15 protein-coding genes, 2 tRNA genes and 1 rRNA gene are annotated in these 15,906 nt (G+C 50.4%); all 18 read left to right on the top strand.

What is annotated here, in order from left to right; translation table 11 throughout:
* Window positions 1–12: 12 nt before the first annotated feature.
* Window positions 13–1,017 carry a 2-keto-3-deoxygluconate permease gene (locus FGS84_RS18905; protein WP_138309979.1) on the top strand — a complete coding sequence of 335 codons (1,005 nt, stop codon included), beginning with the start codon at window positions 13–15 and terminating at the stop codon, window positions 1,015–1,017.
* Window positions 1,018–1,037: 20 nt separating this feature from the next.
* Entirely contained in the window at window positions 1,038–1,538 is a 501-nt protein-coding gene (locus FGS84_RS18910) for a YcxB family protein (protein ID WP_138309980.1), read from the top strand.
* Window positions 1,539–1,686: 148 nt separating this feature from the next.
* Window positions 1,687–2,598 carry a ribonuclease Z gene (locus FGS84_RS18915; protein ID WP_138309981.1) on the top strand — a complete coding sequence of 304 codons (912 nt, stop codon included), beginning with the start codon at window positions 1,687–1,689 and terminating at the stop codon, window positions 2,596–2,598.
* A gap of 49 nt (window positions 2,599–2,647) precedes the next feature.
* The gene (tsaD, locus tag FGS84_RS18920) at window positions 2,648–3,682 is read left to right on the top strand and encodes a tRNA (adenosine(37)-N6)-threonylcarbamoyltransferase complex transferase subunit TsaD (RefSeq protein ID WP_138309998.1); all 1,035 of its coding nucleotides are present in this window, start codon (window positions 2,648–2,650) and stop codon (window positions 3,680–3,682) included.
* 23 nt (window positions 3,683–3,705) lie between these two features.
* On the top strand, window positions 3,706–4,449 hold the full coding sequence (gene ispD / locus FGS84_RS18925) for a 2-C-methyl-D-erythritol 4-phosphate cytidylyltransferase (RefSeq protein ID WP_138309982.1): 744 nt from the start codon (window positions 3,706–3,708) through the stop codon (window positions 4,447–4,449).
* Window positions 4,450–4,751: 302 nt separating this feature from the next.
* The gene (locus FGS84_RS18930) at window positions 4,752–5,873 is read left to right on the top strand and encodes a sugar ABC transporter substrate-binding protein (RefSeq protein WP_138309983.1); all 1,122 of its coding nucleotides are present in this window, start codon (window positions 4,752–4,754) and stop codon (window positions 5,871–5,873) included.
* A 107-nt stretch (window positions 5,874–5,980) separates the two neighbouring features.
* Entirely contained in the window at window positions 5,981–7,507 is a 1,527-nt protein-coding gene (locus tag FGS84_RS18935; RefSeq protein WP_243130016.1) for a sugar ABC transporter ATP-binding protein, read from the top strand.
* Window positions 7,494–8,444: an ABC transporter permease gene (locus tag FGS84_RS18940; protein WP_138309985.1), complete on the top strand. Its 951-nt coding sequence runs from the start codon at window positions 7,494–7,496 to the stop codon at window positions 8,442–8,444. The genes FGS84_RS18935 and FGS84_RS18940 overlap by 14 nt, the downstream gene beginning before the upstream one ends.
* 12 nt (window positions 8,445–8,456) lie before the next feature.
* Entirely contained in the window at window positions 8,457–9,416 is a 960-nt protein-coding gene (locus tag FGS84_RS18945; RefSeq protein ID WP_138309986.1) for an ABC transporter permease, read from the top strand.
* A gap of 94 nt (window positions 9,417–9,510) precedes the next feature.
* Window positions 9,511–10,515 carry an N-acyl homoserine lactonase family protein gene (locus tag FGS84_RS18950; protein WP_138309987.1) on the top strand — a complete coding sequence of 335 codons (1,005 nt, stop codon included), beginning with the start codon at window positions 9,511–9,513 and terminating at the stop codon, window positions 10,513–10,515.
* A gap of 98 nt (window positions 10,516–10,613) precedes the next feature.
* Window positions 10,614–11,885 carry a Tm-1-like ATP-binding domain-containing protein gene (locus FGS84_RS18955; RefSeq protein ID WP_138309988.1) on the top strand — a complete coding sequence of 424 codons (1,272 nt, stop codon included), beginning with the start codon at window positions 10,614–10,616 and terminating at the stop codon, window positions 11,883–11,885.
* A gap of 1 nt (window position 11,886) precedes the next feature.
* Complete coding sequence (locus tag FGS84_RS18960; protein ID WP_138309989.1) at window positions 11,887–12,492, top strand: class II aldolase/adducin family protein; 606 nt, start codon at window positions 11,887–11,889, stop codon at window positions 12,490–12,492.
* A 22-nt stretch (window positions 12,493–12,514) separates the two neighbouring features.
* On the top strand, window positions 12,515–13,240 hold the full coding sequence (locus tag FGS84_RS18965) for a GntR family transcriptional regulator (RefSeq protein WP_138309990.1): 726 nt from the start codon (window positions 12,515–12,517) through the stop codon (window positions 13,238–13,240).
* A gap of 118 nt (window positions 13,241–13,358) precedes the next feature.
* On the top strand, window positions 13,359–14,636 hold the full coding sequence (locus FGS84_RS18970) for a RuBisCO large subunit C-terminal-like domain-containing protein (RefSeq protein ID WP_138309991.1): 1,278 nt from the start codon (window positions 13,359–13,361) through the stop codon (window positions 14,634–14,636).
* A gap of 61 nt (window positions 14,637–14,697) precedes the next feature.
* The gene (locus tag FGS84_RS18975; protein WP_138309992.1) at window positions 14,698–14,928 is read left to right on the top strand and encodes an HPr family phosphocarrier protein; all 231 of its coding nucleotides are present in this window, start codon (window positions 14,698–14,700) and stop codon (window positions 14,926–14,928) included.
* 316 nt (window positions 14,929–15,244) lie between these two features.
* Window positions 15,245–15,330 (top strand) — tRNA-Ser (locus FGS84_RS18980).
* 64 nt (window positions 15,331–15,394) lie between these two features.
* Window positions 15,395–15,483 (top strand) — tRNA-Ser (locus FGS84_RS18985).
* 292 nt (window positions 15,484–15,775) lie between these two features.
* Window positions 15,776–15,906, top strand: a 16S ribosomal RNA gene (locus FGS84_RS18990); the annotation flags it as partial.

Consider the following 15,906-nt stretch of genomic DNA (forward strand, 5'->3'; position numbering starts at 1 on the left):
TGGAGGTTTTTTATGGAAGATAACAGAAAAGATTTTGATATACTGAATAAAATGAAAAGGCTGCCCGGGGGACTGGTTATCATACCGCTGGTGCTGGCAGTTGTCATAGCCACTTTTTTCCCTCAGGCATTTCAGATTGGGGGATACGTAACAGCCCTGTTTTATGACGGGAATTCAGCCATGATGGGATTGTTCCTGATTGTGTGCGGGTCCGCCATCAATGTCCGCCAGGTGGGTATGCCTCTGTATAAAGGCGTCACGCTGACCGGCATCAAGCTTTTGCTGGGAGTTGCCATAGGGCTTCTGGTGGGAAATCTGTGCGGGCCGGCAGGTATTCTGGGGCTGACACCCTTTGTGCTCATTGCGGCCATCACCAATTCCAACGGCTCTCTGTACATATCCCTGTCATCCCAGTTTGGAAATGCAACGGATACAGGCGCCATCTCCATCCTTTCATTAAATGACGGCCCCTTCTTTACCCTGGTGGCATTGGGGGCAACCGGACTGGCTTCCATTCCCTTTAAGGCCCTGGTTGCCACTTTGATTCCCTTGCTCATCGGATTCATCTGGGGAAATCTGGATAAGGGCTTCCGCAGCGCCTGCGCAACCGCCCAGCCCATTGTCACATTCTTCATGACCATTTCCATTGGCTCCAAGACAGATGTGTCCACGCTGGTCACGGCCGGAGCATCCGGTATTGTGCTGGGACTGATATCCACGGCAACAGCCGTAATATTCTTTTTCGTATTCAACCTGCTGCTGCCCAAAAAAGAGCGCAATGCCATGGGCGCGGCAGTGGGCACAACGGCTCTGAACTCAGCCATGACGCCTGCGGCAGTTGCCCAGGCCGACCCGTCCATGGAACCTTATGTGGACATGGCCACGGCCCAGTGCGCCACTGCCTCCATCATTACACTGTTCCTATGCCCGTTCATTACCGCCTTCTTTGACGGGTGGATGAGGAAGAATAAGAAGGGAATCTACTCAGCCCAGGGCTGGGCCGCGGGAAAAGCATGATTTGGGAGAGGATGATTTGAATGAAGGTATATGTCAAGGTCAGGATGAAGGCTGAGTTTATCTATGATTTGCTGCTGTTCCATACGTATTCAAGGCTGTCGGGTTTCCTGGTCAATCTCCTGGGCCTTGCAGTCATCATCACAGGCGGTTTCCTGCTGAGAAACCAGACCATACAGCTGAATCAGGCATTTGTTTATGTGGCCGGCGGCATGATGATTCTTCTGTTTACGCCTATTAACCTGAGGCTTCAGGCGGCAAGGATGATGGGGCAGCCCAGGTATGATTCCGAGATACAGTATGGGTTTGATGAAAACGGCATCGAGGAGAGGCTGGGGGAACAGGTCAGGACATATGGCTGGGACAGGGTGCAGAAGGCTGTCTCCACGCCCAAGGACATTGCTTTTTATATAGAGGAGTCTTCGGCCCTTGTACTTCCAAAGGAAAGTTTTGGGGAAAACTTCATGCCGGTCATGAAGCTGGTGGCGTCCAATCTTTCGCGGGACAGGATTTACATAAGATAATAGAGGAGCTGCTGCGGCAGCTCCCTTTTTTTGCGCGCTGCCTGAACCGTTCAGGTTTGCCACGTTATTTTACGGCGATACTTGATTAATGAGAGGAAAGTGTGATATGATTTTGTGAGTTAAGTATTGAGAGAATGAGGATTACAGTATGTTGGATATATGTTTGTTAGGAACCGGAGGCATGATGCCTCTTCCGTACCGCTGGCTCACATCCATGATGGCAAGGTGCGGAGGCAGCAATCTGCTTATTGACTGCGGTGAGGGGACCCAGGTGGCCCTGAAGGAAAAGGGATGGAGCCCCAAACCCATAGATGTCATCTGCTTTACCCATTACCATGCGGACCACATAAGCGGTCTTCCCGGGCTTCTGCTCACGATGGGCAATGCGGAGCGGGTGGAGCCGCTGACCCTGATTGGTCCCAGGGGACTGGAACGGGTGGTGGGGGCGCTGCGCACCATAGCGCCGGAACTGCCCTTTGAACTGCGGTTTGTGGAGCTTGGGGAGAACCGTGAGCAAATGCAGATGGGCCCCTATGTCATTGACGCTTACAGGGTAAACCACAATGTGCTGTGCTACGGCTATTCCATCACCATTCCCCGTACAGGACGCTTTGACGTGGAGCGGGCCAGGGCCCAGGAGATACCCCAGAAGTTCTGGAGCAGGCTGCAAAAGGGCGAGGAGATAGAACATGAGGGACGGCTTCTGACACCGGATATGGTGCTGGGACCGGACCGCAGAGGGCTTAAGGTGACATACTGCACAGATACCAGGCCTGTGCCTGTGATTGCAGAGTATGCAGCCGGTGCTGACCTTTTTATCTGTGAAGGCATGTACGGGGAAAAGGAAAAGGCGGCCAAGGCCAGGGAATATAAGCATATGACCTTTTACGAGGCAGCAGCCCTTGCAAAGCAGGCCAATCCGAAGCAGATGTGGCTCACCCATTACAGCCCCTCCCTTACAAAGCCGGAGGAATATATGGAGGAGGTCAGGTCCATTTTCCCAAGGGCAAAGGCTGCCAGGGATGGATGGACGGCGGAGCTGGAATTTGATGAGGACTGACAGTGACGGTACCGCGTACCGGAGGACAGACGGAAGTGGAGAGGATACTATGATAGGACAGGCATCAGAGGATGTTTTGATACTGGCAATCGAGAGTTCATGCGATGAGACAGCCGCGGCAGTGGTGAAAAACGGAAGGACCGTGCTGTCCAATGTGATTTCATCCCAGATTGCCACCCATACGGTCTATGGGGGCGTTGTTCCGGAAATTGCATCCCGGGAACATATAAAGGCGGTTAATTATGTGATTGAGAGGGCCTTGGCGGAAGCCCGGGTTGCCCTGGAGGATATCACGGCAATCGGCGTGACCTACGGACCTGGTCTGGTAGGCGCTCTTTTGGTGGGAGTGGCAGAGGCAAAGGCCATTGCCTATGCGGCGGGGAAACCTCTTATCGGGGTGCATCATATTGAAGGGCACGTGTCCGCGAATTTCATTGAGAACCAGGATTTGGAACCGCCCTTTGTGTGCCTGATTGTTTCGGGAGGCCATACCCACCTGGTGATTGTAAAGGATTACGGGGAATTTGAAATCATCGGAAGGACCAGGGACGACGCAGCCGGAGAAGCCTTTGACAAGGTGGCCAGGTCTGTGGGTCTGGGATACCCCGGCGGGCCTAAGATTGACAGGACGGCAAAAGAGGGGAATCCCCACGCCATCCAGTTCCCCAGGGGCAGGGTGGAGGGGGCTCCCTATGATTTCAGCTTCAGCGGTCTTAAGTCAGCTGTGCTGAACCACATCAACCATGCCCGCATGACAGGGGAGGAAATCAATGTCCCTGACCTGGTGGCATCCTTCCAGAATTCCGTGGTGGAGTCCCTGGTAAGCCGCGCCATACTGGCTGCCCGGGAATTCGGATATAAGAAGCTGGCCATAGCAGGCGGGGTTGCCTCTAACTCCGCGCTGAGGAAGGCCATGGCAGAGGCCTGTGAAAAGGACGGGATTCAGTTTTATTATCCCTCTCCTGTTTTCTGCACGGACAATGCAGCCATGATTGGGACGGCAGCCTACTATGAATACCGGAAGGGGAACATATCGGTCTGGGATTTGAATGCTGTTCCCAATCTGAAATTGGGAGAGCGATAAGAATGTCCGGCGGGAGGTACGGAATGGAAAAAAAATATTGTACGGCCGTGGTACTGGCAGCAGGAAAGGGCAGCCGTATGGGCGGGAAAACGGCCAAGCAGTACATGGAAATGGGCGGCAGGCCTCTGGTGGCCTATGCGCTGGAGGCGTTTGAAGCCTCTCCTGTGATAGATGAAATCATACTCATGACAGATGCAGGCCATATGGAATATGCCAGAACAGAAATCGTGGAGGCATATGGCCTGAAGAAGGTGAGCACCATTGGCGCGGGAGGCAGTGAACGGTATGAAAGCGTCTGGAAAGCCCTCTGCACCATTATGGACCAGGAAGAGGGAGAGGATGAAGCCGCAATCAGGGCCAGGCAGAATGGATATGTGTTCATCCATGACGGGGCCCGCCCCTTTGTTACCGGCGATATCATAGAACGGGCGTACCAGGCCGTGTGCAGGTATGGCGCATGTGTGGCAGGCATGCCTGTGAAGGACACCATCAAGCTGGTGAACCGGGAGGGGATGATTGAGTCCAGCCCGGACCGCAGTCTGGTATGGCAGGCCCAGACGCCCCAGGTATTTTCCGTTCCCCTTATTGCAGAGGCGTTTGCCCGCCAGATGAAATCGGACTGTACCGGCATAACGGATGACGCCATGGTGGTGGAGGCCCAGATGGGGGTGAAGGCGCATATGGTAAGGGGCAGTTATGCAAATATAAAGATTACAACTCCGGAGGACCTTTATATGGCTGAGGTGCTGAGGAGCTCCATGGTGTAACGGCAGATACACGGTTCAGGGGATGCAGGATGAAATATGGTCCTGCATCCCTTTTTCTTTTGGTTCTTACTTAATTCCAGCTGATTTAAATGCATTTTCATGCAGTCTATATACAATCCAATTGTAATTATTGACAGAAAAATAAAAGACGATATGTGCATAATATACAAAAATGCGGCAATAAACAAGAATATACTATTTAACATTGACAAGCAAATTTGGAAGTGCTATATTAATCACAAGAAGATTGTATCCAAAATCCAATATCCAAAAATAATATAAAGATAACAAGGAGGAAAAAAATGAGGAAGAGAGTAGTATCAGTTTTGTTGACGGTTGCAATGTCTGCCATGGTTTTTGCAGGCTGCAGCACACCCACAGAGGCGTCGGCCAGCAGTGCGAAAGAGGAGACAAAGGCAGCTGAGGACACGAAGAGCAGTTCTTCAGGCTTGTCCGCAGCTACCGTGCTTAATGTGGACCAGCTGCCGGTCACCGGAATCGGAGCCCAGATTGCCACCAGTGTCAAGGCGGGCGGGGATTACACCATTGGCTACATTGCCAAAAACACAACCAATCCATATATGGTGGCCCAGTCGGCCGGTGTGGAAGCTGCCGGGGAGGCCATGGGATTCAATGCAATCACACAGGCTCCCACCACCGCAGACTCGGTTGAGGAGCAGGTGCAGCTGATGGAGAACATGATTACACAGGGGGTGGATGCAATCATTGTCCACTGCGCGGATTCCAACGGCATCATGACAGGCGTGAGAAAAGCGCAGGATGCAGGTATCCTGGTGCTGACCATCGGCACGCCGGCAGCAGAAGACACCTTCCTCAGGACAGGCGTTGACTATTACGAATCCGGATATACCATGGCCAAGGCTGTGGCGGACAAGCTTGGGGGTAAGGGGAAATTCATCATACTTGAGGGACCTGCCGGGGCATCAAACGCAATCGAGAGATTAAATGGTATCAATACAGGACTTTCCGAGTACCAGGGTATTGAAATTGTTGCTTCCCAGACAGCCAACTTTAAGAGGACAGAAGGCATGTCCGTAACGGAAAACCTGATTCAGCAGTATACAGACGTTGACGCAGTTATTGCCTGCAACGATGAGAGCGCCCTGGGAGCAGTCCAGGCCCTGACGGCGGCCAATATGAATGATGTCCTTGTCTGCGGATTCGACGGAAGCGTAGATGCTACCAATGCAGTAAAGGAAGGAACCATGTTCGCTACCTATAACACGGACCCCTATGGTTCAGGATTTGTTGCATGCGCTTATGCGGTTAAGTACCTGAATGACAAGACGGAACCGGAGGGCAAGTTCATTCCGTTCCCGACAGCGGCGAATGACCCGCTTGTAATCGCAGATACGGTTCAGAATTACATTGACAACATTGCCTGGTGGAAGGTTATCCAATAGAATCCGGCAGGACTGGAGCTGAACTATTTCACCTATTTGTCCCTGCAGGAAACTGCGGGGACGAATACAGAGAAACTAAATTTCGTGAGAAGTATTGGGGTGAAAAGATGGGGAAAACAATATTAACAGCGCGGCATATCACCAAACTTTTTCCGGGAATGAAGGCCCTGGATGATGTGGATTTTGATTTGCAGGAGGGGGAGGTACACATCCTGGTAGGTGAGAACGGCGCGGGAAAGAGCACGCTTGCAAAGTGCCTGCTGGGTGCGTATAAGCCCGAAGAGGGGGAGGTCAGGCTGGATGGCCGGGCCGTTAAGTTTAACGGAACAAAGGAGGCTCTTGCCAAGGGAATCGTGGCCGTATATCAGGAGTTTACACTGGTTCCGTATATCAGCGTTGCCCAGAATATCTTTCTGAACAGGGAATATAAGACCAGGCTGGGATTGATTGACCATAAAAAGATGGAAGAGGAGGCTGCAAAGCTTTTAAAAGCATTAAACTGTGAATACATCAATCCCAAAGATTATGTAAAGAACTTAAGCATTGCGGAACAGCAGATGGTGGAGATAGCCAAGGCGCTTTCCTTTAACCCCAGAATCATGGTGTTTGACGAGCCCACCGCCACCTTGTCCGAGCGGGAGGTGGATTCCCTGTTTGCCCAGATTCACAGGCTGAAGGCAGAGGGAATCGGTATTATCTATGTGTCCCACCGGATGCAGGAATTTCCCCTTATAGGGGACAGAATCACGATTCTCAGGGATGGGGTCAAGATTAACACCGTGGGAATCAACGACTGTACCAACGAGGAGCTGGTCAACATGATGGTGGGGCGGAGTGTGGAACAGGTCTATGCGCGTACGGAGAACAGGCATGAGGGGATTACCCTTAAGGCGGAGAATCTGTGCGATTATCATGGGCGAGTCAGGAATGTAAGCTTTACGGTTAAAAAGGGCGAGATTGTGGGGCTTGCCGGATTGGTGGGGGCAGGGCGCACTGAGACAGCCCAGCTGCTCTATGGAATCGAGAAGATTAAATCCGGAAAAGTTTACATACGGGGGGAGCAGGTGTTCCCAAAATCACCGGTACAGGCTGTCCGGATTGGAATCGGACTGGTAAGCGAGGACCGGAAGAAGCAGGGCCTTGCCCTGGATGAATCCATTGCCCTTAATATGGTGGCGGTGAGTCTGAAGAAGATATTCCCCAACTTTTTTATATCAAGAAAGAAAATTACCGAGGTTGCTCTGGGGTATAAGAAGCAGCTTCGTATCGCTACTACCAGCGTAAATAAAGCATGTAAATATCTGTCCGGCGGCAACCAGCAGAAGGTGGTGCTGGCAAAATGGCTGAGCTTCGACCCGGAGATTCTGATTTTCGATGAACCAACCCGCGGCATTGATGTGGCTGCAAAACTGGAAATCTATAATCTGATGGACAGGCTTGCAGCTGAGGGCAAGGCCATTATCATGATTTCTTCCGAGCTTCCTGAAGTAATCGGCATGAGCGACCGCATTTATATCATGCATGAGGGTGAAATCGTGGACGAGGTTGTAAGAGGAACAGAGGGATTTAATTCCGAGGTAATCGGAGCCAGGATGATGCTGGGAGCAGGAGGTGCTGAGCATGCAGAAGAATAAGATTGCACAGAGAATTAAAAGCCTGCCTCCGGTGGCCTATATGCTGGTTGTCCTGATTGTGATTTTCAGCGTCATGAGCCCTAATTATCTTACGCTGATGAACTTTAAGAATGTGCTGATTCAGGCAACGCCGTTAATGATTGTTGCATTCGGCCAGACCTGCATTGTGCTGACGCAGGGAACCGACCTGTCCCTGGGAGCCCAGGTCAGCTTTGTAACCGTATTTACCGTGTGGATGGCTCTGAGGGGAATCCCGCTTCCCGCAGCAATGGTTCTCGCCATTTTATCCACGACCCTCATCGGAGTGGTGAATGGAGTGATTGTTGCCAAGGGAAGTATCCCGCCGTTTATTGCGACTTATGGAATGCAGAACATACTGAACAGCCTTTCATTACTGCTGGCAGCAGGCTCATCCATCTACTTTCCCAGTTTTACATACCGTATTATTACGGAGACAACAATCCTGGGAATCCCGCTTATGGTCTGGGTGGCTGTGCTGGTATTCATCATGGTATGGGTCGTGCTGAACAAGACCAGGTTCGGAACCAATATCCACGGACTGGGCGGAAACAGGGAAGCCCTGCAGCTGGCAGGCATCAATCCCATCATCTGCCTGATTAAGACATATGCATTTGCCGGATTCATTGCAGGAATTGCGGGAATCATCACACTCAGCCGTATTGAGGCGGGCATGCCCACGGCGGCCACGGGCTGGGAATTCCAGGCAGTGGCAGTCACCCTTCTGGGAGGCACCTCCCTTCGTGAGGGAAAGGGCGGCGTTACAGGTACGATTTTTGGCGTGCTTCTTATCCAGGTCATTAAAAACGGCCTGAACATAGTGGGCGTGCAGTCAATTAAGCAGAATGCAATCATTGGTTCTATCGTTCTGATGGCCATTATCATCGATGCGGTTGTCCGTACTCGTTCAAAGGAATAGGGGGATAGGGACATGAAAGCAAAGAGAATATTTGAAGAGGTAAGAAATTCAAAGGTATTTTACAGCCTGATAGGCCTGATTATACTGGTTATCTTTTCCGCTGTCGCTGCGCCGAATTTCAGGACGGTTGACAACATTATCACGGTATTCAGGCAGGCCAGTGTGCTGCTGGTGCTCAGCGCAGGATTAACGGCAGTGCTTCTGACCGGCGGTATGGATTTATCAGTGGGGGCAACCGCTGGTTTTATCGGATGTATCTGTGCCCAGTGCATCAAAAGCGGCGTTCCGATTCCGGCAGCCTTTATACTGGGAATCCTGATTGGACTGGTGGTGGGTGTCATCAACGGACTGCTGGCCGGCATACTCCCCAGCTTTATTGCAACCTATGGAACCAACTGGGTCATGAGCGGGCTTGCGGTCCTGGTCATGCAGGGGGCGGTTATCTATGACCTTCCAAAGGGGTTCACGCAGATAGGCGTGGGATACACAGGTCCTGTCCCGAATCTAATCATCATAGCGGCAGTGGTGGTGGTCCTGATATATGTCCTTCTTCAGAAAACCACGTATGGCCGTCAGGTGTACGCCTATGGCTCAAATCCCACCGCAGCCAAATATGCAGCTGTGCCGGTTAAGAAAATCATGCTGTCCGCATTTATGATGTGCAGCATGTGCGCAGGCCTTGCAGGCATGCTGATGACAGCCAGGTTAAATGCAGCGGACGCAGCCATGGGAGACAGCTACGGGCTGCAGACCGTAGCGGCGGTGGTCGTAGGCGGAACCTCCATGCTGGGAGGGGAAGGCGGCGTCCTTGGGACTGTAGTCGGAGCCTTGATACTTACGATTATCGTCAATGTAATGAACCTGAAGGGGATATCCTCCTATGCGCAGGGTCTGGTAATCGGCATTGTTATCATTGCCATGGTGCTGTTTGATACCTACAGCAAGAAAAGACAGGAAAGCAAGGCGGCATGATTGCCGGATATACGGGTATTAAAACTGCCCCCGGAATATACCACGGCAGTTTTAAGATAGATAATTCATGAAAGAGAAAGAGAGGAACATTAATATGCCATTAACAATCCGACCACTTAATTCTGGTTATATTCCGACCAAACCATTGGAGTACTGGTACCATTTTTCGTGTAAAAAATTTGTGGAGAAGCTGGGAATCACCAATGACTCGGACCAGCTTCCGGATTTCACGTTCTTAATTGAAGGCGGGGACCAGCTGATTCTGGTTGATACGGGGATGTCCTGGACGGAACACGCCGACAAGTACCATCACGGTCCATCCATGCAGAGACAGGGGATTGACGACATCGAATCCCGCCTGGCCCAGGTTGGCCGCAAGCCTTCTGATGTTGACATTGTATTGTTCACGCATCTGCACTGGGACCATGTATTTTATCTTGAGAAGTTTACAAAGGCTCGTTTTATCTGCCATGAGGCGGAGTGGAGCTATGCCCATAACCCCATTCCGCTGCATTATAAATCATACTGCAGACCGGTCATTGCCAAGGACGGGGATGTGACCTGCGGTGATGAATTTATTGCGCCCTATGACCAGCCGGGAGTAAAAGAGCGTTTTGAGACAGTTAAGGGCGAGGCGCAGATTGCTCCGGGCGTAAGCGTATTTGAATCCTTCGGACACTGCCCGGGCCACATGACGGTTGTGGTTGAGACAGAAGACGGACCTTACTACTGCGTGGGCGATTCGGTATTCGTAATGGGCAACATTGATGCGCCGCAGGCCATGCAGGATGAGCTGCACTATGATATCTGCCCTCCGGGACGTTATGTTGACATAGTGGCTGCGTGGCAGACAATCCGCGACACGGTCCGCCGCTGCAGGGAGGCGGGGGTAGACCCTCATAAGCACCTTCTGCTTGCCCACGATGTTATACTGTCGGCCGCTGTGGAGAGATATGAGGACTCTCATGAGAACAGGCTTCCGGTAATCGGGCTTAAGGACACGGATTTTGTATTTGATGAGTACAAGAGCGCGATTATTGACAAGGATGCGGAGAAAGCGTCCCAAAGGGCAAAGACCAAGTACTTCACCCAGAATTAATGTGAGTACGTCCCTGTGAAGGAACGGGGTCCATAGGGGGTATTGTGGAGACTGCCGGGCGGAGGGTCTTCACAATATCGTATGGGAGGAGAAATGAAATGAACACAATCGCAATCATAGGAAGCTGCGACACCAAGTACAGGGAAATTGCATATATGCGTGAGCAGATTGAGAGCCAGGGCGTCAAGGCAATGGTAATCAATGTGGCCACAGGCCCCAATCCTTCTTATGGATATGATGTTTCCAGGGAAGAGGTGGTCAGGGCGGCAGGAACGGAGTGGGATGAGCTGGAACCCAGGACAAAGGGCGAGAAGATTGCATTTATGATGGATGCAGTGGCATCCTATGTGGAGAAGCTGTATGCAGAGGGCGCGATTGACGGAATTCTCTCTGCGGGAGGCCTTCAGAATACAGTTATGGCCACCAATGCCATGAAACGTCTTCCCATAGGTTTCCCCAAGGTCATGGCCACCACGGTGGCATCCGGCCGCAAGACCTTTGAAAGTGTGGTCGGGGCAAAGGATATTGTGACAATTCCGTCCATATGTGATTTTACCGGACTTAATATAGTGACAAGACAAATCATGGCAAATGCATGCGCGTGCTGTGCAGGTATGGTGAAGCATGGAGGACAGGCTTTGAAAAAGGGCCCTAAGCCGGTTGTGGGTGTGACGTTGATGGGGATTACCAATACAGGGGCATGTGCTGCAATTGACGAGCTGGAACGGCTGGGCATTGAGGCCATTGGGTTTCACTCCACCGGTGCAGGCGGAGCCATTATGGAGCAGATGGCGGCAGACGGCCTGATTGACGGTATTTTGGATTTGACGACACATGAGATTACACAGGAGTATTTTAAAGGCGGGTTTTCCTATGGGGAAGATTCCAGATACCGGCTGGTCCGCGGAGTGGAGAAGAAGGTGCCTCTGGTAGTCAGCGTGGGCGGTCTGGATTTTATTGATTTCCAGACAGGAGAGTTTCCGCCCCGCATGGACCAGCGTGTCTATATGATGCACAATGCCAATACAGCTCATATCAAGCTGCTTCCGGACGAGGCTGAGATTACAACAGACCGGTTTGCCGCGCGGATTGAGAAAATTGATTACCCGGTAAAGCTCCTGATTCCCACGGACGGAATGCGCCATAATACCCGCAAGGGCGAGGAGCTCTATTACAAAGAGGTGGATGATATCATCATCCGCCGGCTAAGGAAAATCAGGAATCCCAATGTGGAAATCATTACGATACCGGGAAATCTGGACACGGAAGCATGGGGCATTGAGGCCGCCCATCATATGGTGGACGAACTGAAAGAGCGCGGTGTGACAGGGGATGAAATAAAATATCAGGACAAGGAGGGCGTTCTTTAAAATGTCAGAAGATGTTAAAAAAATTGCAGAGGAACTTGTCATAGCCTGCAAAAGAGCATATACTAGAGGTATACAGACCGGAAGCGGCGGCAATGTGAGCGCCAGGGTGCCAGGGAAAGACTGGATGATTGTAAAGGCAAGCGGCAGTTCTTTTATTGACAGTACGCCAGAAGGTTTTGTAATCACGGATTTCGATGGAAATCTAGTAGAAGGGGAAGGAAAACCTACAAGAGAGGCTTTACTTCACGGCTTGCTATATAGAATTTGTCCAAAGGTGAATGCTGTTGTACATACACACTCACCGTATTCAATTGCATGGGCGTCCACAGGAAAGGCCTTAAAGAGGACCACATGGCACGCCCAGCTTAAGATGAGCGCGGATTTACCAACGTTGGATGTTCCTGCGGCGATGGTAAAAAAAGAGTATTTCCCAATGGTGGAAAAAATATATAGAGAGAACCCGGATTTGCCCGGATTTTTACTTGTGAATCATGGTTTAGTGGCAGTCGGAAAAGATGCAATTAATGCAGAGCATACAGCAGAATTAATTGAAGAAACCGCGCAAGTGGCGATTTTAAAAGTGACCGTTTCGAAGCTTGGCTTGTAAATATTACTTAGGTGAGAGCTATATGAAATCTAATATGCGTATTACAATGAATGACCTGGACAGGGGAATGCTTCAGCATAACAAGCTTCCGGACCTGGCTTTGGACAAGCTGATGGAATGGATTATGAGCGGCAAGCTGTCAATGGGTGACAAGCTGAATACCGAGGAGCTGGCTTCCCAGCTGGGAGTCAGCCGTATGCCGATTCGGGAAGCGCTGGCCAATCTTGAAAAGAAAGGGCTTGCTGAATCGGTCCCCTATGCAGGAACCAGGCTTGTGACACTGACCAAGGAGGATGTGCGGCAGATATATATAGCGAGGACGGCATTGGAGCCAGTGGCCGCAAAATATGCCTGCGGAAAGATTACAGATGAAGACATCCGGAACCTGAAGGAGATTCACGCTGAATATATCCGCATTGTCAGGCAGGATGAGCTTGATGCAATTGATGTGTATCAGCAGAACAGGCTGTACCATTTCTCCATCTATAAAATCAGCCGGCTGGACAGGGTCTGTGCGATGATAGAATCGCTGTGGGATAATTTGTCATTCTTCAAGCTGATTTACGGCCAGAAGCTGTTGGAGGGCCGTGAATCCAGGGAAAGGATGATTGAGGAGCATCAGAGCTATCTGGATGCCCTGGAACAGAGGGACAGCGAACGAATCAGTCATTTATTGACTCAGAACCTGAAGAAGAGAACGGAGAACATTCCCTACTCTTTGGACGTGTATTTTCATGAGAATGCGTAAATCCTGATATACGTGTATAGCAGAATCAGAAAGTGATAACAGAGCTTGGGCATCGAAACCGGATGCCGGGCTCTTTTGTTTTGCCAGGCATAGGAGCGCTGTGAATAAAGGAGAAAAGATGGATTCTGTACTTTATACATTACCGGAGACAATACACAAACAAAATTATATCATAGCGTCTTATCATATCAGGCTCCCGAAGGAAGCCGACATTCTGAAAAAGGCAGCAGCCCTTGCAGTGGGGCAGACCATTGGGACGTGGATTCCGATTCCGGGAATTACGGAGGAGATTCGGGAAACGTATATGGGAAAGGTGGTAAATGTATTTGATGTGCCTTCCCTGGATTTGGCCACCCAGATTGGGGATGACCTGAGGGAATATCTGATTCAGATTGCCTATCCTGCCGTGAATTTCGGCGCGGATTTGCCGCTGATGATTACCTCTCTTCTGGGGAATGATGCTTCCACCTCAGCCCAGGTAAAGCTTTTGGATATTGAGTTTTCAGAGGAATTTGCCGGAAAATTCAGGGGACCGCGGTATGGAATTGAAGGAATCCGCAGGTTTGCCGGAATAAATGACCGTCCGATTCTGCTGAATATGATTAAGCCGTGCACAGGGCTGACCCCCAAAGAGGGTGCAAACATATTTTATGAGACAGCACTTGGAGGTGTGGACTTTATTAAGGACGATGAATTGCTAGGAAATCCTGTTTACAGCAAGCCCGGAGAACGGGTAAGGGCGTATAAGGAGGCTGCTGAGGCTGCCTATGAAAAAACAGGGGAGAGGGTGAAGTATTTTGTTAACATAACCAGCGGGGCGGATGAAATCATTGAAAATGTAAAACGGGCGGAGGATGCCGGGGCAGACGGACTGATGATTAATTTTGCAGTTGTGGGATACAGTGTGCTTAAGCACGTGGCAGAGCATACGGCTCTCCCGGTCCTGGGACATTCGGCAGGCACCGGAATGTATTTTGAAGGCGCCATGAATGGAATGGCCTCGCCTCTGGCCGTGGGAAAGCTTGCGCGTCTGGGGGGAGCTGATATAGTAATGATTAATACGCCCTATGGGGGCTATCCTCTTCTTCACCAGAAATATATGCAGACAGTGGCCCAGCTCACCCTCCCTTTCTATGACATTAAACCCTCTATGCCATCCATTGGAGGAGGCGTCCATCCAGGGATGGTGGAGAAATATATCAGTGAAGTGGGAAAAGACGTTGTTCTTGCGGCAGGAGGGGCTGTCCAGGGGCATCCGGGCGGTGCTGTGGCAGGAGCCCGGGCAATGCGCCAGGCCATCGACATTGTGATGAGCGGAAGGCCCTTTGAAAAGGCAGCAGAGGAAAAAGAAGAGTTAAGGGCGGCCTTGTCACGGTGGGGCTATATAAAACCATGATTGGATATTGTATATTTTATCCGAAAGTGTTATACTATGTCCGGAAAAAGGAGGTATCAATATGGTACGTGAAATTATGCTGTATACATCCAACGATTTAAGAGATTTTATGCATCTGGCGTGTGCGTCTCCCCTGGATATTGGAGTACATACAATGGACAATCAGATTGCAGACGGAAAGTCCGTGTTGGGGCTGATGGCCATAGACTATAAGAAGCCGGTCAAGGTGGTTTCAGAGGATAAAAAGTTCCTGAAGCAGCTGGACCGCTGGGCTGTGGATAAGGATATATAAGAAGGCTGCCGGGAAATGCATGTGCGAATAGGTGGAAGAGCTGGTTGGAATTACCTGAATCAGGGAATTCCAGCCAGCGGTAAAAGACAGCAAAACCAGTGAGAAAACCGTGAGAAATACCATCAGCCCAAGAACGGAAAAAAACCATCAGAAAAATGTTGAAAAAAGTGTTGACATCTGTCGAATAACATGATAGACTAATCGAGTTGCCGCTGAAAACGACAGCAAGCACAAAACTCGAAAAAAGAGTTTTGAAAAAATTAAAAAAAGTACTTGACAAAACGTCGAAACTTCTGTAAAATAGAAAAGCGCGTTCGGAGAGGTATCGAAGTGGTCATAACGAGGCGGTCTTGAAAACCGTTTGTCCGCAAGGGCGCGTGGGTTCGAATCCCACCCTCTCCGCTGCAGACGAGTTTGTATGATTTGCCTGCGAATATAAATTGAATATGAAACAAGATTCAACCAAGCAGAAGTACCCAAGAGGTTGAAGGGGCTCCCCTGGAAAGGGAGTAGGTCGTTAGTAGCGGCGCGAGGGTTCAAATCCCTCCTTCTGCGGTCGGAAGCATTGCTTCCATCGTACCTTTAAAATTGAAGACTGAATAATACACAAACCCTGAAAATTCTAAAAACAAAAGGTCTGGTTTAGACCTTTGGATTTGAGAAAATTCAGAACAAAACCAAGTAATGAAGGTTAAAGATAACTAGCCAAGCTAAGTAGTCTGAAACCAAGGAACACTCTTCACGAGGGTGTTCACAAACGTAACGGTTCCGGAATACGAACCGTAACTATTGTGAACTAAGTTTTCACGTAATGTTCGTGAAAGACCTCACATAAGTGAAAAACTTAAAACATGAGAGTTTGATCCTGGCTCAGGATGAACGCTGGCGGCGTGCCTAACACATGCAAGTCGAACGAAGCAATCAAGAGGAAGTTTTCGGATGGAATCTTGATTGACTGAGTGGCGGACGGGTGAGTAA

This window comes from Clostridium sp. 1001271st1 H5, from assembly GCF_005845215.1.
Lineage (GTDB): Bacteria > Bacillota > Clostridia > Lachnospirales > Lachnospiraceae > Enterocloster.